Annotated in this window: 24 protein-coding genes and 1 tRNA gene; 8 read left to right on the top strand and 17 right to left on the bottom strand. The window is 68.2% G+C overall.

Translation table 11 applies throughout. The annotated features are described in order from the left end of the window. Positions 1–12: 12 nt before the first annotated feature. The 4 genes from ASC65_RS15690 to ASC65_RS15675 form a co-directional block, all read right to left on the bottom strand. Positions 13–1,077: a HEAT repeat domain-containing protein gene (locus ASC65_RS15690; protein WP_056455404.1), complete on the bottom strand. Its 1,065-nt coding sequence runs from the start codon at positions 1,075–1,077 to the stop codon at positions 13–15. Between the two features lies 1 nt (position 1,078). Then, on the bottom strand, positions 1,079–2,149 hold the full coding sequence (locus ASC65_RS15685; protein ID WP_056455402.1) for a YaiO family outer membrane beta-barrel protein: 1,071 nt from the start codon (positions 2,147–2,149) through the stop codon (positions 1,079–1,081). Further along, positions 2,121–2,531, bottom strand: a complete 411-nt coding sequence (locus tag ASC65_RS15680) for a response regulator transcription factor (protein WP_200939859.1) — start codon at positions 2,529–2,531, stop codon at positions 2,121–2,123. The genes ASC65_RS15685 and ASC65_RS15680 overlap by 29 nt, the downstream gene beginning before the upstream one ends. Positions 2,532–2,875: 344 nt before the next feature. Further along, positions 2,876–2,965 (bottom strand) — tRNA-Ser (locus ASC65_RS15675). Positions 2,966–3,108: 143 nt separating this feature from the next. On the opposite strand from ASC65_RS15675, the gene msrA reads away from it, so the two are divergent. The 3 genes from msrA to ASC65_RS15660 are packed head-to-tail and all read left to right on the top strand — an operon-like array spanning position 3,109 to position 4,659. Continuing rightward, positions 3,109–3,765: a peptide-methionine (S)-S-oxide reductase MsrA gene (msrA, locus tag ASC65_RS15670; protein WP_056455398.1), complete on the top strand. Its 657-nt coding sequence runs from the start codon at positions 3,109–3,111 to the stop codon at positions 3,763–3,765. A gap of 2 nt (positions 3,766–3,767) precedes the next feature. Continuing rightward, on the top strand, positions 3,768–4,118 hold the full coding sequence (locus ASC65_RS15665; RefSeq protein WP_056455395.1) for an MmcQ/YjbR family DNA-binding protein: 351 nt from the start codon (positions 3,768–3,770) through the stop codon (positions 4,116–4,118). Positions 4,119–4,152: 34 nt separating this feature from the next. Next, positions 4,153–4,659: a hypothetical protein gene (locus tag ASC65_RS15660; protein ID WP_056455394.1), complete on the top strand. Its 507-nt coding sequence runs from the start codon at positions 4,153–4,155 to the stop codon at positions 4,657–4,659. 9 nt (positions 4,660–4,668) lie between these two features. Here the strand turns inward: ASC65_RS15660 and ASC65_RS15655 are convergent, their stop codons facing one another. The 8 genes from ASC65_RS15655 to flgF form a co-directional block, all read right to left on the bottom strand. Next, positions 4,669–6,471 (bottom strand): DUF885 domain-containing protein, encoded by a 1,803-nt coding sequence (locus tag ASC65_RS15655; protein WP_056455392.1) that lies wholly within the window; start codon positions 6,469–6,471, stop codon positions 4,669–4,671. After that, entirely contained in the window at positions 6,468–7,016 is a 549-nt protein-coding gene (locus ASC65_RS15650) for a hypothetical protein (RefSeq protein ID WP_200939858.1), read from the bottom strand. Before ASC65_RS15650 ends, ASC65_RS15655 begins: the two co-directional genes overlap by 4 nt. 13 nt (positions 7,017–7,029) lie before the next feature. Beyond that, positions 7,030–7,458 carry a hypothetical protein gene (locus ASC65_RS15645; protein ID WP_056455390.1) on the bottom strand — a complete coding sequence of 143 codons (429 nt, stop codon included), beginning with the start codon at positions 7,456–7,458 and terminating at the stop codon, positions 7,030–7,032. 28 nt (positions 7,459–7,486) lie between these two features. Beyond that, positions 7,487–7,960, bottom strand: coding sequence for a hypothetical protein (locus tag ASC65_RS15640; protein ID WP_056455388.1), 474 nt, complete (start codon positions 7,958–7,960; stop codon positions 7,487–7,489). Between the two features lie 178 nt (positions 7,961–8,138). Beyond that, positions 8,139–8,882: a flagellar basal body L-ring protein FlgH gene (gene flgH, locus ASC65_RS15635; RefSeq protein WP_056455386.1), complete on the bottom strand. Its 744-nt coding sequence runs from the start codon at positions 8,880–8,882 to the stop codon at positions 8,139–8,141. 14 nt (positions 8,883–8,896) lie between these two features. Continuing rightward, entirely contained in the window at positions 8,897–9,502 is a 606-nt protein-coding gene (locus ASC65_RS15630; RefSeq protein ID WP_056455384.1) for a flagella basal body P-ring formation protein FlgA, read from the bottom strand. Continuing rightward, positions 9,499–10,287 carry a flagellar basal-body rod protein FlgG gene (gene flgG / locus ASC65_RS15625; protein WP_056455382.1) on the bottom strand — a complete coding sequence of 263 codons (789 nt, stop codon included), beginning with the start codon at positions 10,285–10,287 and terminating at the stop codon, positions 9,499–9,501. Before flgG ends, ASC65_RS15630 begins: the two co-directional genes overlap by 4 nt. Positions 10,288–10,301: 14 nt before the next feature. Then, the gene (flgF, locus tag ASC65_RS15620; protein WP_056455380.1) at positions 10,302–11,039 is read right to left on the bottom strand and encodes a flagellar basal-body rod protein FlgF; all 738 of its coding nucleotides are present in this window, start codon (positions 11,037–11,039) and stop codon (positions 10,302–10,304) included. A 174-nt stretch (positions 11,040–11,213) separates the two neighbouring features. Here flgF and ASC65_RS15615 point away from each other — a divergent pair, with 174 nt between their 5' ends. The 4 genes from ASC65_RS15615 (at position 11,214) to ASC65_RS15600 (ending at position 14,405) form a co-directional block, all read left to right on the top strand. Beyond that, positions 11,214–11,852 carry a flagellar basal body-associated FliL family protein gene (locus ASC65_RS15615; RefSeq protein WP_056455378.1) on the top strand — a complete coding sequence of 213 codons (639 nt, stop codon included), beginning with the start codon at positions 11,214–11,216 and terminating at the stop codon, positions 11,850–11,852. Positions 11,853–11,914: 62 nt separating this feature from the next. Next, a complete protein-coding gene (fliM, locus tag ASC65_RS15610; RefSeq protein WP_268750070.1) occupies positions 11,915–12,907 on the top strand; it encodes a flagellar motor switch protein FliM in 993 nt (330 codons plus the stop codon). Beyond that, a complete protein-coding gene (locus ASC65_RS15605) occupies positions 12,907–13,485 on the top strand; it encodes a DUF6468 domain-containing protein (RefSeq protein ID WP_056455374.1) in 579 nt (192 codons plus the stop codon). The genes fliM and ASC65_RS15605 overlap by 1 nt, the downstream gene beginning before the upstream one ends. Positions 13,486–13,517: 32 nt before the next feature. After that, positions 13,518–14,405: a MotE family protein gene (locus tag ASC65_RS15600; protein ID WP_056455372.1), complete on the top strand. Its 888-nt coding sequence runs from the start codon at positions 13,518–13,520 to the stop codon at positions 14,403–14,405. A gap of 59 nt (positions 14,406–14,464) precedes the next feature. Here ASC65_RS15600 and ASC65_RS15595 read toward each other — a convergent pair whose 3' ends face one another. From ASC65_RS15595 to folE, 3 genes are all read right to left on the bottom strand, one after another. Then, on the bottom strand, positions 14,465–14,902 hold the full coding sequence (locus ASC65_RS15595) for a biopolymer transporter ExbD (RefSeq protein WP_056455370.1): 438 nt from the start codon (positions 14,900–14,902) through the stop codon (positions 14,465–14,467). Between the two features lie 154 nt (positions 14,903–15,056). Continuing rightward, positions 15,057–15,500 (bottom strand): biopolymer transporter ExbD, encoded by a 444-nt coding sequence (locus ASC65_RS15590; RefSeq protein ID WP_056455368.1) that lies wholly within the window; start codon positions 15,498–15,500, stop codon positions 15,057–15,059. A 161-nt stretch (positions 15,501–15,661) separates the two neighbouring features. Further along, a complete protein-coding gene (gene folE, locus ASC65_RS15585) occupies positions 15,662–16,279 on the bottom strand; it encodes a GTP cyclohydrolase I FolE (protein ID WP_056455366.1) in 618 nt (205 codons plus the stop codon). Between the two features lie 165 nt (positions 16,280–16,444). Here folE and cysS point away from each other — a divergent pair, with 165 nt between their 5' ends. After that, a complete protein-coding gene (gene cysS / locus ASC65_RS15580) occupies positions 16,445–17,854 on the top strand; it encodes a cysteine--tRNA ligase (RefSeq protein WP_056455364.1) in 1,410 nt (469 codons plus the stop codon). A 6-nt stretch (positions 17,855–17,860) separates the two neighbouring features. Here the strand turns inward: cysS and ASC65_RS15575 are convergent, their stop codons facing one another. Together ASC65_RS15575 and ASC65_RS15570 are read right to left on the bottom strand one after the other, a co-directional pair. Then, entirely contained in the window at positions 17,861–18,073 is a 213-nt protein-coding gene (locus ASC65_RS15575; RefSeq protein WP_056455362.1) for a hypothetical protein, read from the bottom strand. A gap of 9 nt (positions 18,074–18,082) precedes the next feature. After that, entirely contained in the window at positions 18,083–18,529 is a 447-nt protein-coding gene (locus tag ASC65_RS15570; RefSeq protein ID WP_056455359.1) for a hypothetical protein, read from the bottom strand. Between the last annotated feature and the right edge of the window lie 38 nt (positions 18,530–18,567).

Raw genomic sequence — 18,567 nt, 5'->3', positions numbered from 1 at the left:
CTGCGGACTCCATCAAGCGTCCACCCCTTCGGTCAGGCCCTTTTCCGCCAGCGCCATGGAAGCCGCGCGACGGACGACATCGAATTCGGCCTCGGCGGCGACGCGAAGGCTTTCGATCCCCTTGCGACCCATCCCGGTCATCGCTTCGGCGGCCTGGAAGCGAACCCACCAGATGTGGTCGGCCAGCCGTAAGGTCAGCGCCGGAAGCGCAGCGGTCAGGCCAATGCGCCCCGCCGCCTCGCAGGCTGCGGAGCGGACCTCCCATTCCGGATCCTCAAGCGCCTGGATGACGGCTTCGGCGGCCGCAGGGTGGGCAAGCTCCCCGAGACCGCGGACCGCTGAAATCCGGAGCGACCGGTCCGGGGCCTCGGCGGCGACACACAAGGGAGGCACCGCCCGATAGTCTCCGGACTGCCCCAGCGCGTCGGCCATCAGGGCTCGCGCCGCAGGCTCGACGGTGGCGTCGGCGAACAGTTCTAGCGCGCCGTCCGGATCCAGCCTGGTCATGCGTTGAACCACAGGGAGGTACAGCAGGGACTCGCTGACGCCTTGGGTCCGCATGTCGGCCAGAAGGTCCCGGAGTGGCGGGGGGGCGTCGAGATCGATCAGCGACTTTACAGCCGCGATGCGGAGTTCGGCGTCGCCGTGCTCCCTTATGAGCCGCTCCAGCGCGGCGACGGTCTCCGGGCCGGGGAAGGCGGCTATCGCTTCTGCGGCCGCCAGCCTGCCTGCCTTGCCGCCTCGCATGAGGCGTCCCCTGATGCGACCGTCGATGCCCAGCGATTTGTACGCCGAGACCAGCGCCTGTTGTTCTCCTCCCCGCACGATGGCGAGAAATTCCAGAAGGGTTTCGGACATAAGCCGGGCCCGACGCCGGAAGGGCATGAGGCCCGATGCGGCATCTCCCGCTCCCTGCATGATGTCCAGGCAGGCGGCGCGGACGCGCGCCCTGTCGATGTCCCGGCGCTTGTCAGCTTTTTCCCGGCTGAACCGGGCCAGGACGAGACCGCTCATCCAGATCAGCGCCAGAGCCGCCAGGAGAAGGGATGTCCACCAGAGACCCGCGAGCGTGCTCACGTCAGAAGCGCCAGCCGAGGCCGACAGCAACCTCCTCGCGGGTGTAGGAGACGCGGTCCTCGTCAACGACGCCAAGGCGCAGGGTCACCCGATCCGTTATATCGAACGCCGCCCCGAGACTAGTCGCCACCACATCGACCACCACGCCCTCGGAAGTCTCCGGAGCGTCCGCGTGTCCGGCGCTCAACCGGAAACGATCGGTCACCTGCCAGGCGGCGCGCGCCGCATAACCGCTGCGATGGCGATCCGTCTCGTCCCAGACGTTGATCCAGCGCGCAGTGATCTCGAAACGGCCGTTGAACAGGGCGCCCGTCACACCGGGTTGGAGGCTTTCCACAGATCCCGTCACATAGCGTGCGGCCGATGCGTCCAGCGTCGCCCGCAAGTCAGGGGCGATCAAGGCGCTCCCCCCCGCCATCACTATGACTTCCGGTCGGTGGTCGGCCTCGGGCGTTCCGCCCAGGGCGACATAGGCGTCGGCTCCAGTCATCCGGCGGTCAATGCGGCCCTCGACATAGACGTCCACCTGGTTGAATTGCTCCGTCCGTTCCACCGACCCGCTGACGCTCCAAACGGGCGTGATCGAACGGGCCACGCCGAGGCGGGTCATGGTCCAGTCCGGAAGGCCGGCCGACAGCCGGCTGCGCGAGACATCGATGTCCCCGCGCCAAGCGACCGCGTCGAGGCTGCGGCGGAACGCCGCCACATCTTGTCGACCGGGCGAAAGGATCAGCGCCCGCGTCGCGTGTTCCCGCGCGGCTTCGCGATCGCCGCGCAGTTCAGCAGCGCGCGCGAGCCCGACTTCGGCGTCCGCATATCCCGGCGCCTGATCGAGCACGGTCCGGAAGGCCGTCTCGGCCTCGGGAATGCGGCCGAGAGCCAGCAGAGACAGACCGAGGTTCAGCCTCGCGTCCACGTCGGCGGGGCGCAGGGCGAGCACTCGGTTCAGGAGGTCGACCGCCTCGGCATGGCGGCCGGCAAGGCGGGCGGTGACGGCCGCCTCATAGAGGGCCTGCGGATCCGCCTGAACCTGCGCTGCGACCTCAACCTGGACGGCGGGCGCCGGTATCATGCTCTTCTCCGCTAGTTTCGACCGCCAGAATGCGGCGAATGCGTTGCGACAGTTCTTCCGGAATGAACGGTTTGACCAGGTAATCGGCGGCGCCCAGCTGCAGGGCGCCCACGATGTCGGGTTCGCGTTTCAGGGCCGTCAGCATGATGACCGGCGTGGCGTCCTGGTCCGCACCGGACTTCAGGCGGCGCAGGATCTCGAACCCATCCATGACCGGCATCATCGCGTCCAGAACGATGAGGTCGGGACGAAAATCCGCGAGGGCGGGCAAAACCTGGCCGCCATGTTCCACGGCGAACACATCATGCCCGTCGGCGGCCAGCCTGTGCTGCAACAGGGCCCTCAGGAGGGGATCATCGTCGGCGATCAGTATCCGGGCCACGCGCGGCGCTCTCCTGCTGTCTGGCCCCCCCAACAACATGATGATCCACCTACGTGAATCAATCGCTATCTGAAAGCCGGACGGGTGAGCGATCTGGTCTGTTTGTGGTGTCGGCTTACCACCACCGGGCGTCGCCAGCAGGAGCTCGCAGGGGCGTAGCTTGCCCGCCTTCTTGTAGACGAGCGACCCCTGAGGCGGGCGGTAGCCGAAGGGCCCGCGCTGACTGGCTTGGCGAGGCGCGGCGGTTTCCAGGGGAGCGGTACGGGGGTAACGGCAATCCACCCCGACGGCCCGGGCCCTTGCGAGGCCTCGATCAGATCACAGAACTGTTCCGGGGGGGGGCGTGGCGGACAGAGAGGGATTCGAACCCTCGGTAGGCTTTCACCTACACACGCTTTCCAAGCGTGCGCGATCGACCACTCCGCCACCTGTCCGTTTCCACGACGTGCGTGAAGGCGCCGGACGGTCGATCCGGCGCGAGGCGCGCTGATAGAACACCCGGGCCCCCTCGGCAAGCGCCGCGACGCATCCCATATAGGCGACGACGTCCTGAAGCCTCCGACTGGAGAACCCCGCCATGCTGTTCAAGAAGACCGCCGAGATGCCGACCGCCGCCGAAGCCCTGCCGGGGCGCGACAAGCCGCTGCATACCGACGAGGTCCATTTCGTCTCCGGCCGGCCGCTGAAGGGGCCGCATCCGGTGGGGTTCGAGACCGCGATCTTCGGCATGGGCTGCTTCTGGGGCGTCGAGCGCGTGTTCTGGCAACTGCCGGGGGTCTGGGTGACCTCGGTCGGCTATTCGGGCGGCCTGACGCCCAATCCGACCTATGAGGAAACCTGCACCGGCCGCACCGGCCACGCCGAGGTGGTGCAGGTGGTCTTCAATCCGCACGAGATCACCTACGGCGAACTGCTGAAGGTGTTCTGGGAGAATCACGACCCGACCCAAGGCATGCGCCAGGGCAATGACGTGGGCACCACCTACCGCTCAGTGATCTACTACCTGAACGAGACCCAGAAGGCCGAGGCCGAGGCCTCGCGCGACGCCTACCAGGCCGCGCTCGACAAGGCGGGCCGCGACAAGATCACCACCGAGATCGAACCGGCGGGCCCCTACTATTTCGCCGAGGACTACCACCAGGGCTATCTGGCCAAGAACCCGGCCGGCTACTGCGGAATCGGCGGGACGGGCGTGGTCTGCCCGATCGGCGTCGGCGTCGCCGCGGACGCCTGATCATGGACCGGGCGGGGGTCGGCAAGGTGTGCCTGGCGCTGCCGGGGGCCACGCTCGACCACCCGTTCGGCGACCATCACGACGCCTATCGCATCGGCGGCAAGATGTTCGCCATGGTCGGCGAGATGGGCGGCATCTCGTTCAAGGTCTCCGACATCGCCTATGAGGTGCTGACCGAGGACGGCCGCGCTCGCCCGGCGCCCTATCTGGCCAGGGCCAAGTGGGTGAACCTGCCCAGCATCGACGACTGGCCCGACGACGAACTGGCGGAGCATCTGGTCATCGCCCATTCGCTGATCTCGGCGAAGCTCTCGATAAAACGGCGCGCAGCCCTTGGACTTCCTCCCGGCTGACCGCATGCTCCGCGGGCGAAACAGGGAGAGGCCCATGTTGGTGACATCCGTACTGGCGGCGCTGGCGTTGAACACGGCCCAGGAGGCGCCCCCGTCACAGGACCCCGAACAACTGCAGCGTCTGCTCGCCTGCCGCGCGCTGACCGAGGGGACGGCCCGCCTGGCCTGTTTCGACGCGGCCGCCGGGGCCCTCGAGACCGCCCGCCGAGACGGCTCCATCGTGGTGGTCGACCGGGCCCAGGTGGATCGCGCCCGGCGCGACACCTTCGGCCTGGACCTGTCCGCACTCCCGCAGGTGTTCGGCGCCGGCGCCGGGGCCGCGTTGACCGAGGTCGAGACCACCCTGGTCGGGGCCAGCCGCAATCCGCGCGACGAATGGACCTTCCGCCTCGCCGACGGCAGCAGCTGGATTCAGGCCGACAGTGAGTCGGCGCAGTTCCGCAACCGGCCCGGCCAACCCGTGCGAATCCGCCGCGCGGCGATGGGCAGCTTCCTGATGACCGTCGGCTCCAGCCGCGCGATCCGCGTCCGGCGCCTGTAGGCCGGGCGCCTACCCCGCCGGCCGCGCCTTCTCCGCCGCGATCCAGCGGTCCATTCGCTCGTCAAGCAGCGCCATCGGGAGCGGGCCGTCGACCAGCAGGGCGTCGTGGAAGCGGCGGACGTCGAACTTGTCGCCCAGTTCGCGCTCGGCGCGGGTGCGGATCTCGCGCAGGCGGATCTCGCCGATCTTGTAGGCCGTGGCCTGGCCCGGCCAGCCGATGTAGCGCTGCAACTCTGTCTCGATGTTGTGTGGGGCCAGGGCCGAGTTATCGCGGAAGCAGGCGCGGGCCTGTTCGAGATCCCAGCCCAGGGCGTGGATGCCGGTGTCGGCGACCAGGCGGCACGCCCGCCACATCTCGTAGCTCAGGCGGCCGAACCGCTCGTAGGGCGTGCGGTAGAACTGCATCTCCTCGCCCAGGAACTCCGAGTAGAGGCCCCAACCCTCGACGAAGGCGGTGACGTCGACGCTGCGGCGGAAGTACGGGCCTTCCTCGGCCTCTTGCTGCAGGGCGATCTGCAGGTGGTGGCCGGGCACCGCCTCGTGCAGCGTCAGGGCGGGCAGCTCGTACAGCGGACGCTGGTCCAGCCTCCCGGTGTTGACCATATAGCCGCCGGCGACGCCGTTCTCCATTGAGCCGGGGAAGTAGCGGCCGGTGGTGTAGTTGGCCTCGATCTCGCGCGGCACCTCGCGCACGCCGTAGGGGGTTCGGGGCAGGGTCCCGAACAGGGCCGGAAGGCCGTCGTCGGAACGCTTGGCCATTTCCGACGCCTTCTCCATCAGCGCTTCGCGGCTGGCGGCGTAGAATTGCGGATCGGTTCGCAGGAAGTTGAGGAATGAGGCGAAGTCGCCGGTCCATCCGGCGGCCTTCATCTCGATGTCCATGCGCGCGCGGATGCGGGCGACTTCCTGCTGGCCGATGGCGTGGATCTGATCCGGGGTCAGGTCGGTCGTGGTGAAGCCGCGCGTGTAGAAGGCGTAGAGCTCGCGGCCGCCCGGGCGGTGGACGACGCCCAGGGTCTCGGGCGCGCGGGGCAGGTAGTCCTCACGCAGGAAGCGGGCCCACTCGCGGCGGTGGGGCATGACGCCATCGGCCACGGCGCGTTCGGCGCGCTGGCGCAGCGCGGCCTGCTCGGGGGCGGGGATCGAGGCGGGCAGACTGGCGAAGGGCTTCAACAGCGGGTCGGCCGCGGGTGTCAGGGCCGCCTCCGGCTCGATCAGGCTGAGCGCGTTCTCGACGATCGAGCGGGGCTGCACCAGGCCGCTTTCCAGGCCGCGTCGGGCGCTGGCCAGCTGGTCTTCGTACAGTTTGGGCATGGCCTCGAGACGCGCGATCCAGGCCTCGGCGTCCTCGCGGGTCGCGATGCGGGTGACGCTGGCGAGGTAGCTGACATTCTGGCCGGGGCCGCCCTCGGAGTTGAAGGCTTCCAGTCGGCCGGTGTCGAGCGGAATGCGGTCGCGCGAGCGCTGGATTACATAGGCCAGGAAGGCATGGTTCAGGCGGTCATCGTCGCTCAATGTCGCCGGGTCTATGGCGGCCAGTCGGTCGGCGAAGGCTTTGAGCACCGGCTCCTGGGCCACCTCAAAAGCGCGCGAGGCGTCGGGCAGGCGGGACAGGGCGGCGCGATCGCCCTCCATGCCGGCGGTGATGGGATCGACGGTGCGGAGGTAGGTTTCATAATCCGCCAGCACTGACGCCAGGGCCGGGTTCTCGGCATTCCGCGACGCGGCGGGTGGAGCTTGGAGGGGCGCGGCGCAGGCCGGGGCGGCGACGGCGAGCAGGGCGGCGGCCCCGACGGCGAGCATGGTCTTCATGGATCCCTCCCGAATGCGGGCGGGACTGCACCGGAGCCGAGCGCCGCCGTCAACCGCAGAAAGGCGAAGAACCGCTCGATCTGCGGCAGCGTCCCCGGATGGGCGGCCAGCGGCTCACGCTCTTCGCCGCGCCAGATTGCGATCCAGCCCAGTCGGCGGAATCGCAGGAAGACCGGCTCGTCCGCGGCTGCCTCGGCGGTCAGGAAGACCCCGTCATGGATGATCGAGGGTTCGCTCGCGGCCGGGAATCGCTCGGTGTCGCCGCCGGATTCGAGATGGATCTCCGGGCGTGTTCCCTCGGGCGCATTGGCGATCAGATCCAGGCGCCCGGCGCCGGCTTGGCAATCCATGGCCAGGCGGACGTCGTCGCTGGCCTCGACGCCGTAGGCGAGGCGGGCGGATGCGGCGTCGCCGCTGAAATGCCAGTCGTAGCCGTCCACCGGCAAAGGCGCGCCCGATGAGGCCACAGGCGGCGGCGCGACCGAGGCGCAGGCGGTCACGCCCAGCGTCAGGCCGGCGAGGACAAACAGGACGGGCAGGCGCATGGACGGCTCCGGACTAACCGGAGCACAGTTCGGCGAACCGGCGCAGCTTGGCAAGGTGGGCGCGCGGCACTTCCAACGACTGGCGCTGTTCGGCGACGGCGATGGACATGCGGCCGTCCGCCGCGAAAGCCGCAAATACGGGATGGTCGGTCGGCAGGGCGAGCTTGAGCGCACCGCCTCGCTGGGCCTCGGCCTGGGCCATGGCGGAGGTCTGGCCGGCGGTGATCCGGGCCATGCCCCCATCGGGTGATCCGCCATACAGGATGATGCGCGCCACGCCCGAAGCGGGATCGCACTCCAGCGTGGCCCTAAGGCTTGGCGTGTCGGGGATCTCGTTGGCCAGAACGACGGGCGTCGTGTCGTCGTACAGGGTCCAGGTCCAGGCGGCCTCAGCCGGCGCGGTCTGCCCGGCCAGCGCCAGGGCGGCGACAATGGCGATCATCTTGTCTCCCCCCCCTGGCCGCGTTTCGTCAGACGTGGCTGGTTTCGCAGTAGGACAGGAACTGGTTGATCAGCCGGCGCTCCTCTCGGGTCGCCGTCAGTTCATAAGCGCCCGCTTCGCCGGTCACCGGCATCCGACCCTTGCGGGCCAGATCCCGTAACGCGGGATCGCGCAAGGCGATCCGGGTCTCGTCAGACAGGTCGCCCGACAGGGGGTCGATGAAGGCAGCGCCTGCCGACGCATGCACCAGGCGGGGACTGTCCGGCTGGACGTCTCCATACACGATCGCTTGGGCCTGGCCCGGCTCGCAGGTGATCATCAGGGCGAGTTGATCGGAATTCTCGACGCCGTAGGCCAGTTTGGCCATCGATTCCTCATGGCTGAGGTGCCACCCCATCGGCAGGCCGTCGACGACGGCGACGTCCGTGTTGGTGGCTTGCGATTGGGCCGCAATGGCGATCAGGCCCAGGGCGGCTACGGCGGGAACGGCGAACTTGAACATGGAAAATCTACTCGCGTCTGGCCGGGCAAACGCCGATTTTCGTTAACGGTTCACGGCTCCGCTTCTCGCAATAGCGTCATCGTGCTCGCTGTTGCGAAATTGACGCTCGTTCGCCGAACAAACGAAGACGGCCGGGGCGCGAACCCCGGCCGTCCCTGCATCTTTCAGGTGTGGCTGATCAGAACGGGCTGAAGCGCTCGACCAGCGACTGGGCGGCCGGCGTGGCCTGGACGCGGCTGATGTCGCCGCGGCCGCCGTAGGAGATGCGGGCCTCTGCGATCTGGGAGTGGGCGATGGTGTTGGCCGAGCTGATGTCCTCGGGGCGCACGATGCCGGCGACGGTCAGTTCGCGGACCTCGCGGTTAGTGCGCACTTCTTGCCGACCCTGGATGACCAGGTTGCCGTTGGCCATCACATCGGTGACGACGGCGGCGATGGTCAGGCTGACCTTCTCCGAGCGGTTCACCGATCCCGAGCCATTCGCGTTGGACTCGCCGCCCATGCCGACCAGGGCGGTCGGGTCGAAGCCGGCCGGGAAGGCCTGGCCCATGGCGGTCTCGAGGCCGAAGAAGTTGGTCACTCCGGCGTTGATCTCGTTCGAGCGGCTGCGCTGGGTGGTGTTCTGGGTCTGGGCGCGGTCGTCGATGTCGATGTTGACGGTGACGATGTCGCCGATGCGGCGCGCGCGCTGATCGCCGAAGAAGGTGCGGGTGCCGGTGCGCCACAGGCTGTTGGCGCTGGCGGCGCGGTCTTCCTGCTGCTGTTGGGCGCTGGGGACGTACATCTGGTTGGCCGGAACCAGGGCCGCCGGGTAGGCGATCGGGGCCAGTTCAGGACCACGGACGGCTTCGACGGCGGTCGAGCAGGCGCCCAGCGACAGGGCGGCGGCGGTCAGGGCGGTGATGGTCAGGATGGTGCGCATCGGTACTCTTCCCTCTATCGGGCGGCGAACTGTTGGGTGCGGATCGACTGGGCGGCGGGACCGGCGACGGCCTGGCCCGGGGCCACAGCGACAGCGTCGATGATACGGCCCGACTGCAGGTTGCGAACGGCCAGGCGTTGGCCTTCGGCGGCATTGCCTTCAGCACGGCCGCTGATCGTCAGGCGGACGCCGCCGGCCTCATAGGCGACTTCGACGATGTCGTTGCGGCTGATGACGCGGTCGGCGTAGGCGGGGCGGGCCACAGCGGGACGGGCCGGAGCCGCGGCGGCGACGGCCGTCGGGGCGGGGGGCTCGTCAGCGGCGACCGGGGCCGAGGCCTGACGGACGACCACGCGGCGCAGCCCGGTCGGATTTGCCCACTCCAGGCCCGATTGGCGGGCCTGGGCCTGCAGCTGGCCCGCTTCGAAGACGATGGATGGGCCATTGCGCTGGCCGACGACGACGTCCGAGGCGTTTCCGGCCCCGTCGAACAGGTCACCCAGGGTGATGCGCCCGTCGACGTCGACCGGATTGGACTTCAGCGTCACCGGGCCCGCGAAGGCCGAACCGGCGAAGGCGAGGGCGGCGACGGCGACGGCGCCGAGGATCAGGGACTTCACGATTTCACCTGCGCGCTGACCGACAGCATCTGGTCGGCGGTGGTGATGACCTTGGAGTTCATCTCATAGGCGCGCTGGGCGACGATCAGGGCGCTGATCTCGGCCACAGCGTCGACGTTCGAGGACTCGGTATAGCCCTGCAGGACCTCGCCGAAGCCGACGTCGCCCGGCGCGCCGACGTTGGCCGGGCCCGAGGCTGCGGTTTCGAGCAGCAGGTTGTCGCCGATGGCTTCCAGGCCCGCGTCGTTGAAGAAGGTGGCCAGTTCGATCTGGCCGACGATCTGCGGCTCGGTCTCGCCCTGGGTCAGCACCTGAACCTGGCCGGCCTTGGAGATCGAGACGTCGACCGCGTCCTGCGGGATCGAGATGTTCGGCTGCACGGCGTAGCCGTCGTCGGTGACCAGCTGGCCCTCGCCATTGACCGAGAAGTTGCCGGCCCGGGTGTAGGCGGTCTCGCCCGAGGGCAGCATGATCTGGAAATAGCCGCGGCCGTCGACGGCCATGTCGTAGCGGTTGCCGGTCTGGCTGGGGGTGCCCTGTTCGGTGACGCGGTAGACCGAGCCGGCCTTCACGCCCGCGCCGATCTGGATGCCGGTCGGGACGACAGTGCCCTGGCTGGACGACTGCGCGCCCATCCGCTCGACGTTCTGGTACAGCAGGTCCTGGAACTCGGCCCGCTGCCGCTTGAACCCGACCGTGTTCATGTTGGCGATGTTGTTCGAGATGACCTCGACGTTCAGCTGCTGGGCGGCCATGCCCGAAGCGGCGGTTCTGAGCGCGCGCATGTCTCAGTGCTCCCTTACGAAACCCGGCCGAGGCGCTCGACAGATCGGCGCGACAGGTCGGTGTTGTTTTCGATCATCCGGGTCACGCTCTCGTAGGCGCGCTGGATCTCGATGAGGTTGGTGATCTCGAGGATCGGATTGACGTTCGAGCCTTCCAGCATGCCCTGACGGACCTGCACGTCGTTGGCCTCGAGGGCCGCGGCGTTGGAGGCGTTGCGGTAGAGGCCGTCGCCGCCCTTCTCGAGGGCGGCCAGAGCGTCGAAGCGCACCACGGCCAGGCGGCCGACCGGCTGGCCGTTCTGGCTGATGGTTCCGTCGGAGGCGACGGAGACCTCGCCCAGGCTGCGGTCGAGGATGATCTCGCCGCCGTCGCCCAGCACCGGCGCGCCGCCCTGGGTGGTCAGGCGGCCCTCTGCGTCCAGCGTGAAGGCCCCGTCACGGGTGTAGGCTTCGCCGGCGCCGTCCTGCAACTTGAAGAAGGCGCCTTCGCCTTCGATGGCGAAGTCCAGCGAGCGCCCCGTCTGCTCAAGGGAGCCTTGGCCGTAGTCGCGCCCCACGCCGTTATCGAGCACGAAGCTGACGCCCGGCTTGACGAAGGCGTTGCGAGCCCGCTCGCCGACCTCCGTGCCGAGCAGCAGCTGCTCGACCTTGAAGCCGTTCGTGTCGGCATTGGCGATGTTGTTCGCCACGATGTCGAGCTCGCGGCGCAGCGTCATCTGGCGTGACAGTCCAACGTAAGCGGCGTTTTCCACGGGGCGGCTCCTTTCGCCAACCCCTTCGCAACGGATGTGCCAACACGGTTAATCCAGTGGTGGCGGGCATTTGACCCGTTAAGCTAGCCCCGGCGCCCGGCAGGATTTGCCGGCTCTAAACGGGTCGTTAACCAAAAAACGCTCGAATGGGATCAAGAGATTCCGGGGCGCGGCATGTTCAAGTTCCTTAAGAAGAAGGGCGATGACGCCAACCTGCCCGCCGTCAGCGACGGCGTGGAAGGTGAGGGCGGCGACGCGCCTGCCAAGAAGAAGCTGCCTCTGCTGTTCATCGCCATCCCGGCCGCGCTGGTCGTGCTGGGCGGCGGCGGCGGCGCGGCCTTCTTCCTGATGCAGCCCAAGGCCGAAGCGGCTGACGCCGGCGGCGGCCACGGCGCCGAGAAGAAGGGCGGCGACCACGGCAAGTCCGAGAAGAAGAAGGGCGGCGGTCACGGCGGCGGCGGCGAGGAAGCCGATCCGTCCCTGGGCGTCATCAGCGAGGGCCCGGACGGCGTGGTCTTCTACACCCTGCCGGACATGGTGGTGAACATCCAGGGCCCGGAGGGCCGTCCGACCTATCTCAAGCTCAAGCTGACGCTGGAGATGAAGGACCACGGCCTGGCCGAGCAGTTGCAGGGCGAGATGCCGCGGATGCAGGACATGTTCCAGGGCTTCCTGCGCGAACTGCGTCCTGACGACCTGGCCGGCTCGGCCGGAAGTTTCCAACTGCGCGCGGAGATTCTGCGTCGCGTCAACCTGATCGCCGCGCCCGGCAAGGTCGACGCCGTCCTCATCGAAGAAATGCTGGTGCAATGAGCGACGCCGCCTTCGCCGATGATCCGGACCCGCAGCCGGAGGCCGATCCCTTCGCCGGCGCGATGATGTCGGAACGCGTCCTCAACCAGGACGAAATCGACAGTCTGCTCGGCTTCGACCTCGGCGACGACGATTCGGCCGAACGCTCCGGCATCCGGGCGATCATCAACTCGGCGCTCGTCTCGTACGAGCGTCTGCCGATGCTTGAGATCGTCTTCGACCGCCTGGTGCGGTTGATGACCACCAGCCTGCGGAATTTCACCTCGGACAACGTCGAGGTCAGCCTCGACAACATTTCGTCGATCCGCTTCGGCGACTACCTCAACTCGATCCCGCTGCCGGCCATCCTGGCGGTGTTCCGGGCCGAGGAGCTCGACAACTACGGCCTGCTGACGGTCGACTCGAACCTGATCTATTCGATCGTCGACGTCCTGCTCGGCGGCCGCCGCGGCACCGCCGCCCTGCGCATCGAGGGCCGGCCCTACACGACGATCGAGCGGGTGCTGGTGCAGCGCATGATCGAGGTCGTGCTGGCCGACGCCCGCGCCGCGTTCGAGCCGCTGACCCCGGTCCACTTCAACCTTGATCGCCTCGAGACCAACCCGCGCTTCGCCGCCATCGCCCGGCCGGCCAACGCCGCCATCCTGGTCAAGCTGCGGATCGACATGGAAGACCGCGGCGGCCGCATCGAGCTCCTGCTGCCCTACGCCACGCTCGAACCCATCCGGAAGATGCTGCTGCAGCAGTTCATGGGTGAGAAGTTCGGCCGCGACAACATCTGGGAAGGCCACCTGGCCACCGAGCTCTGGACCACGCACACCGAGGTCCGCGCCGTTCTTGACGAACAACAGGTGCCGCTGTCGCAGGTCCTGGACCTGAAGGTCGGCGATACCTTGATGCTCAACGCCACGCCGGACTCCGAGATTTCGGTTCGCGCGGGCGCCATTCCGCTCACGGTCGGCCGCATGGGCCGCAAAGGTCAACACATCGCGGTGCGCGTCGAGGCGCCGATCAATGTTGAGGCCGCTTCCAGTCTGACGAAGGGTAAACGCTGATGACCGGCATGATCCTCGATGGCGTTCTGATGATCCTGCTGGTGGCCGCCCTCGGCTACGGCGTCAGGCTCGAGAAGAAACTCGCCGCCCTGCGCGCCGGCCAGCTGGCCTTCGCCTCGGCCGTGGTCGAGCTGAACACCGCCGCCGGCCGCGCCGAAGCGGCCCTGGGCTCGCTGCGCGACTCCGGCCACGAGACCGACCTGCTGCACGACCGCATCGTCAAGGCGCGCGAAGTGAAGGCGCAGCTGGAGGCCCTGATCGCTCGCGCTCCGGCCGAACCGCGCGGGCTCCGCGAAGAAGCCCCGCAGCCGGTCGCTGCTCCCGTGGCCGCCCCGCGCCCCGCGCCGACCCCCGCCGCCCGGGGCCAGATCGCCCCTGCCGCCGTGTCTGACGCCGAGCGGGACCGCCGCATGGCCGCCCTGGCCGAGCGCATCACCGGCAAGGCCCCGCCGGCCGCCTCGAAGTCCGACCGTGACAATCTGGTCGCCCTGCTGTCCGTCCTGACCGCTAACCAATCGGCGAAGGACTCCGTCAACCGCGCCCGCCGCACCCTGGACGAAGATCTGTTCGCCGCCTGATCGGCCGCTACGGACCCATTTCGAGAACGCTCATGAGCAAGATTCCCCGCCTCCTGCCGTTGATCGCCGTCGCCATCGGCGGCGTGGTGGTCGTCCGCGCCGCGGGGGTCGCCCCTGAGCTGTTCGACGGCGCCAAGGCGTGGGCCGAGGAAGCGGCTCCGGCCGCCGCGGCGGCTCCGGCGGCGCCCGCCGTCTGCGCCCTGACCCCGGAACAGCTGGCCCAGCAGGCCGGCATCTCGCCCGCCGAACTGCGCATCATCCAGTCTCTTTCCGCCCGCCGCACGGAGCTGGACGCCCGCGACGCGGACATGGCCTCCATGCTGCCGCTGATGACTGCGGCCGAGCAGAAGCTGGACGCCAAGGTGGCGGCGCTGGAATCGGTCAAGGCCGAGGTGGCCGCCATGCTCGGGCAGGTGGACGAGAAGGAAAAGGCCGAGATCGATCGTCTCGTGGCCGTCTATTCGGCCATGCGTCCGCGCGACGCCGCCCGGGTCTTCTCAACCCTGAATGACGATGTCCGCCTTCCCGTCGCCGCCGCCATGCGCCCGCGCTCCCTGGCCGCCATCATGGCTCAGATGGATCCGAACGCCGCCCGGGTGCTGACCGAGAAGCTCGCCGGCCGCTTCGCCGCCCAGCAGCAGCTGGCGGCCCGCGCCGCCGCCGCGACCGCCGAGCCGGCCGCCGACGCTCCGACGCCGGCCGTGGCGACTCCGGCGGCCGCCAAGCCGCCGGTCGCGCGTCCGGCCGCTCGCACGCCGGCCCGTCCGCCGGCCCGTCCGCCCGCGCGTCGACCGCAGACCGCTGCTGCTCCGGCCGCTGCTCCGGCCCAAGCCCAGCCGTCGGGTCCCCAGCCCTATCAAGCGCCTGCGGCGACCCCGCCGGCCGCCGCCGCGAACCAGCCGCGCCAATCGGTGCAGTAGGCTCGCTGTTCGTTGAGACTTGAGAAGGCCGCGCCCGGCTCGGGCGCGGCCTTCTTCGTTCAACGGGCGGGGAAGTCCTCGTTGATTAGACCCACCTGGTGGAAGCCCTTGGCGTTCAGCTCGTTCATCACCGTCATGAACTGCTCATAGGAGGCGTCCGGCTGGGCCTGGACGAACAGGCGCTCTTCGGTGCAGGCCCCGCCGCCCAGGGCCGTGCAGAGATCGGCTGCGAGATTGGCCAGGCTGGTCTCCCGCCCGCTGATGTAGAGGCCGCCGTCCTTCTGGAGCGTCACATTGACCGGCTCCCTGACCGGCTGCTTCGGAAATTCGGCGGGCGGGAGGTCGAGCCGGACTGACACGGTGGCCATCGGCGCCGCAACCATGAAGATGATCAGCAGCACCAGCATGATGTCCACGAAGGGTGTGACGTTGATCTCGGCGTTCTGCTGGACGGCTGCGCCGGCATGGCCTGACGCGCCTGAAAGTCTGGCTCCCATGGTCTCCTCCTGTCCGACCGCCAAGCGCGGCCGTACCGGCATGTCGAGCGCGGTCCGCGTCATTTGCAGGGCGGGGAGGGGGCGGGAGCGAGGCAAGGAAAAAGGCCGCCGCCCGAGGGCGACGGCCTTTGATTTTCGGTAGGGCGGTGAAGCCTTACTGGAACTCTTCGTTGATCAGGCCGACCTTGTAGAAGCCCTTGGCCTGCAGCTCGTTCATGACTTCCATGAACTGGTTGTAGGTCACGTCCTGGTTGGCCTGGACGAACACGCGCTCTTCCTTACAGGCCGGGTCGCCGCCGCCCAGGGCGGCGCAGACGTCGGCCGCGAGGCCCTCGAGGGTGGTCGGGGTGCCCTTGATGAAGATTTCGCCGCCACGTTGGATGAAGACGTTGACCGGCTCCTTCTGCACCTGATCCGGCGGCGGCGGGACCGCCGGCGGCAGGTCGAGACGGATCGAAACGGTGGCCATCGGCGCCGCGACCATGAAGATGATCAGCAGCACGAGCATGATATCGACGAACGGCGTGACGTTGATGTCCGCGTTCTGGCTGATCGTGTGGCTCTTGCCGCCACCCGGTCCGGAAAGTTTGGCGCCCATGCGCTGGTTCTCCATCAGGCCCGGCGCAACAGGCGACGAGCGACGCTTAAAGCTTCGGAACGTCTCTTGGCGTTCCCGGCCCGGCTTGTAAAGCGGGTTCGGGTGGAAGTCGGTTCCCGAGAGGGATCCAGCTTCACTTTACGCCTGTAGAGCGAGCCAAATCAGCCCTTGGCGAGCTTCAGGAAGCGATCCTTGAGCGCCGCGTCGGACTTGAAGACGCCAGTGAAACGCGTCGTGATGGTCGAAACGTGGCGATGATGGACGCCGCGGGTCGTCATGCACTGGTGTTCGGCGTCGATCAGGATGGCCACGCCCTGCGGCTGCAGATTCGATTCGATGGCCTCGGCGATCTGGTTGGTCAGGACTTCCTGGGTCTGCAGGCGGCGCGAATAGATTTCGACGACGCGGGCCAGCTTGGAGATGCCGACCACCTTCTCATTCGGAATGTAGGCGACGTAGGCCTTGCCCAGGAACGGAGCCATGTGGTGCTCGCAGTGGCTCTCGACCTCGATGTCGCGCAGCAGGACCATGTCGTCATAGCCCTGCACGTCCTCGAAGGTCCGCGAGAGCTCCTTGGCGGCGTCGGCGTCATAGCCGTCGAACCATTCGCCATAGGCGTCGACCACGCGCTTGGGGGTGTCGATCAGGCCGGGGCGGTCCGGGTTGTCGCCGGCCCAGGCCAGCAGGGTGCGCACGGCCTCGAGCGCCTGCTCGCGGCTGGGACGGATGACTTCGTCGTTCTCGCCGACCAGGACGGGCTTGACGGGGGTGACGCTCATTCTCGATCTCTGAAGCGGCGAAGTAGCGCCGGGGCGATGGCCACCGGAAGGACGCGCGCCGCTCTCCCTTGTTATTCTCGGCCGTAACCCTGTCGAGTATGCGGCAAGGCGGCTATATGGGCGATCCCGTACGTTCCGCAAGAAAACTGAGGCGACTGCAGCCCAATGCCGCTGACGATCCACGACACCCTTCACCGTGAAAAGCGCGTCTTCGAACCGCGCGATCCGAACCGGGTGACCCTCTATGTCTGCGGACCGACGGTCTATGACTTCGCCCATATCGGCAATGCGCGCCCGCCGGTGGTGTTCGACGTGCTGGTCCGCCTGCTGCGCCGCACCTACGGCCCCGACAAGGTGATCTACGCCCGCAACGTCACGGACGTGGACGATAAGATCAACGCCAAGGCGGCCAAGGAAGGCACGCCGATCGGCGAGGTCACGGCCCGCTATGAGGCCGCCTATCTCGAGGACATGGGCCGGCTGAACGTCTCGCCGCCGGATCTGGCCCCGCACGTCACCGACCACATGGACGCCATTATCCAGCAGATCGCCGCCATCCTCGACAACGGTTGCGCCTATGCCGCCGAGGGCCATGTGCTGTTCGATGTCTCGGCCTATGAGAACTACGGCCGCCTGTCGGGACGGAACCTGGACGACATGATCGCTGGCGCCCGCGTGGAGGTCGCGCCCTACAAGAAGAATCCGCACGATTTCGTGCTGTGGAAGCCTGCCAAGGAAGGCGAGCCGTCGTGGCCGTCGCCCTGGGGCGAGGGGCGTCCGGGCTGGCACATCGAGTGCTCGGCCATGATCGAGGAGAATCTCGGCCTCCCGATCGACATCCACGGCGGCGGCATCGACCTGGTCTTCCCGCACCATGAGAACGAGATCGCCCAGGGGGTCTGCGCTCACGGCCACGCCCACGGCGACCAGCCGCATGCTGAATACAGCCGCTACTGGATGCACAACGGCTTCCTGACCGTCGACGCCGAGAAGATGTCAAAGTCGATCGGCAACGTCCTGCTGCTGCACGACCTGGTCCAGAACATGCCGGGCGAGGTGGTCCGCTGGGCCCTGCTCAGCGCCCACTACCGCCAGCCGCTGGACTGGAATCAGGGCCTGCTCGATCAAAGCCGCAAATCGCTGGACCGCCTCTACGGCGCCCTGCACCGCGCCGCCGCTGTCGAGGCGTCGACCGACCAGCCGCCGGCCGACTTCCTCAAGGCGATCGAGGACGATCTGAACACGCCCGGCGCCATGGCCGTGCTGTTCGGCCTGTCCAGCGAGATCGAGCGCGGCATGACCGCGGGCGACCATGCCGCCGTGGCGACCGCCAAGGGCCAACTCATCGCCTCCGCGACCCTGCTCGGCGTGCTGCAGGCCAATGCGGGCGAGTGGCTGGAGGGCGACGTCTCCGACGACCTGCGCGTCGAGGTCGAGGCCCTGCTCGAGCAGCGCGCCGCCGCGCGGGCCGCCAAGGACTGGTCTGAGGCCGACCGTATCCGCGATCGGCTCAATGCTCTGAATGTCGTGGTGATGGACGGACCCCAGGGCGCGACCTGGCGCCTGAAAGGCTGAGTTCGGTCAGGTGATCCGCTTGACGCTGACCGGGTCGCTGGCCGGGAAGGTCTCCTCGATCCCTTCGTCGACCAGAGCTTCCTGGCGATCTTCCGCCTGGCGCTCTTCCTCGCACAGTTGATCGGGTTTCCCGGTTTCGCGGGGCGCCGAACGGGCGTGCGGGGCGTCGTCGGCCGGGGCCTGCTGGTGGTCCGTCTGGCCGGGGGTGTGGGTGGTCATAAGCGTTCCTTAGTGCGCGGGATGGTCTTCATCGCCGTCCGGGCCGTAGCCCAGGTCGGCGATGTCGTCGTCTGACAGGCGTTTGGCTTCCCAGTGGGCCGCGCTGGCCTGGGCGCCTTTCGAGTTTCGCATCAGCCCGGAATAGACGAGCTCGACTTCATCGGGCCCGAGGGCCCCATTGCTCTCGCCGTCGATCTCGTTGACACGTTCGCCGTCCACGCCAAGCAGGGCGTCCGCCTCGGCCTCTATGCCGGACGCTCCGAGCTCCTCGTCGAGGTCGGGATCCGCGTCCTCATCGAACTCTTCCTCGTCGGCGTCGCCGTCGGCTTGGGTCACGTCCAGGACGTCGTCAGCCTCGTCGAGCATGACCTCGCCGTCGCCCTCATCGTCGATGTGGGTTTCGTCAAAGGTTTCAGACTGTTCCTGATCGTCCGAGTAGTCGTCGAGCACGGGCATTGCGAACCTCCTGTCCGCTGCTCAACGCCCCGGTTCCG

It is taken from the genome of Brevundimonas sp. Root1279 (genome assembly GCF_001425945.1).
GTDB lineage: Bacteria > Pseudomonadota > Alphaproteobacteria > Caulobacterales > Caulobacteraceae > Brevundimonas.
The sequence above is the reverse complement of the archived record's forward strand: the minus strand, read 5'-3'. Positions and strand labels throughout refer to the sequence as shown.

What these genes read in the sequence shown, in the direction of transcription:
- ASC65_RS15605 (WP_056455374.1), top strand. Translation starts at nt 12,907, where the DNA reads ATGACCGGCATGATCCTCGATGGCGTTCTGATGATCCTGCTGGTGGCC.
- ASC65_RS15590 (WP_056455368.1), bottom strand. Translation starts at nt 15,500, where the DNA reads ATGGGCGCCAAACTTTCCGGACCGGGTGGCGGCAAGAGCCACACGATC.
- folE (WP_056455366.1), bottom strand. Translation starts at nt 16,279, where the DNA reads ATGAGCGTCACCCCCGTCAAGCCCGTCCTGGTCGGCGAGAACGACGAA.
- ASC65_RS15645 (WP_056455390.1), bottom strand. Translation starts at nt 7,458, where the DNA reads ATGATCGCCATTGTCGCCGCCCTGGCGCTGGCCGGGCAGACCGCGCCG.
- ASC65_RS15650 (WP_200939858.1), bottom strand. Translation starts at nt 7,016, where the DNA reads ATGCGCCTGCCCGTCCTGTTTGTCCTCGCCGGCCTGACGCTGGGCGTG.
- fliM (WP_268750070.1), top strand. Translation starts at nt 11,915, where the DNA reads ATGATGTCGGAACGCGTCCTCAACCAGGACGAAATCGACAGTCTGCTC.
- ASC65_RS15640 (WP_056455388.1), bottom strand. Translation starts at nt 7,960, where the DNA reads ATGTTCAAGTTCGCCGTTCCCGCCGTAGCCGCCCTGGGCCTGATCGCC.
- ASC65_RS15600 (WP_056455372.1), top strand. Translation starts at nt 13,518, where the DNA reads ATGAGCAAGATTCCCCGCCTCCTGCCGTTGATCGCCGTCGCCATCGGC.
- ASC65_RS15685 (WP_056455402.1), bottom strand. Translation starts at nt 2,149, where the DNA reads ATGATACCGGCGCCCGCCGTCCAGGTTGAGGTCGCAGCGCAGGTTCAG.
- ASC65_RS15615 (WP_056455378.1), top strand. Translation starts at nt 11,214, where the DNA reads ATGTTCAAGTTCCTTAAGAAGAAGGGCGATGACGCCAACCTGCCCGCC.
- msrA (WP_056455398.1), top strand. Translation starts at nt 3,109, where the DNA reads ATGCTGTTCAAGAAGACCGCCGAGATGCCGACCGCCGCCGAAGCCCTG.
- ASC65_RS15660 (WP_056455394.1), top strand. Translation starts at nt 4,153, where the DNA reads ATGTTGGTGACATCCGTACTGGCGGCGCTGGCGTTGAACACGGCCCAG.
- cysS (WP_056455364.1), top strand. Translation starts at nt 16,445, where the DNA reads ATGCCGCTGACGATCCACGACACCCTTCACCGTGAAAAGCGCGTCTTC.
- ASC65_RS15655 (WP_056455392.1), bottom strand. Translation starts at nt 6,471, where the DNA reads ATGAAGACCATGCTCGCCGTCGGGGCCGCCGCCCTGCTCGCCGTCGCC.
- ASC65_RS15595 (WP_056455370.1), bottom strand. Translation starts at nt 14,902, where the DNA reads ATGGGAGCCAGACTTTCAGGCGCGTCAGGCCATGCCGGCGCAGCCGTC.
- ASC65_RS15665 (WP_056455395.1), top strand. Translation starts at nt 3,768, where the DNA reads ATGGACCGGGCGGGGGTCGGCAAGGTGTGCCTGGCGCTGCCGGGGGCC.
- ASC65_RS15575 (WP_056455362.1), bottom strand. Translation starts at nt 18,073, where the DNA reads ATGACCACCCACACCCCCGGCCAGACGGACCACCAGCAGGCCCCGGCC.
- flgG (WP_056455382.1), bottom strand. Translation starts at nt 10,287, where the DNA reads ATGCGCGCGCTCAGAACCGCCGCTTCGGGCATGGCCGCCCAGCAGCTG.
- flgH (WP_056455386.1), bottom strand. Translation starts at nt 8,882, where the DNA reads ATGCGCACCATCCTGACCATCACCGCCCTGACCGCCGCCGCCCTGTCG.
- ASC65_RS15570 (WP_056455359.1), bottom strand. Translation starts at nt 18,529, where the DNA reads ATGCCCGTGCTCGACGACTACTCGGACGATCAGGAACAGTCTGAAACC.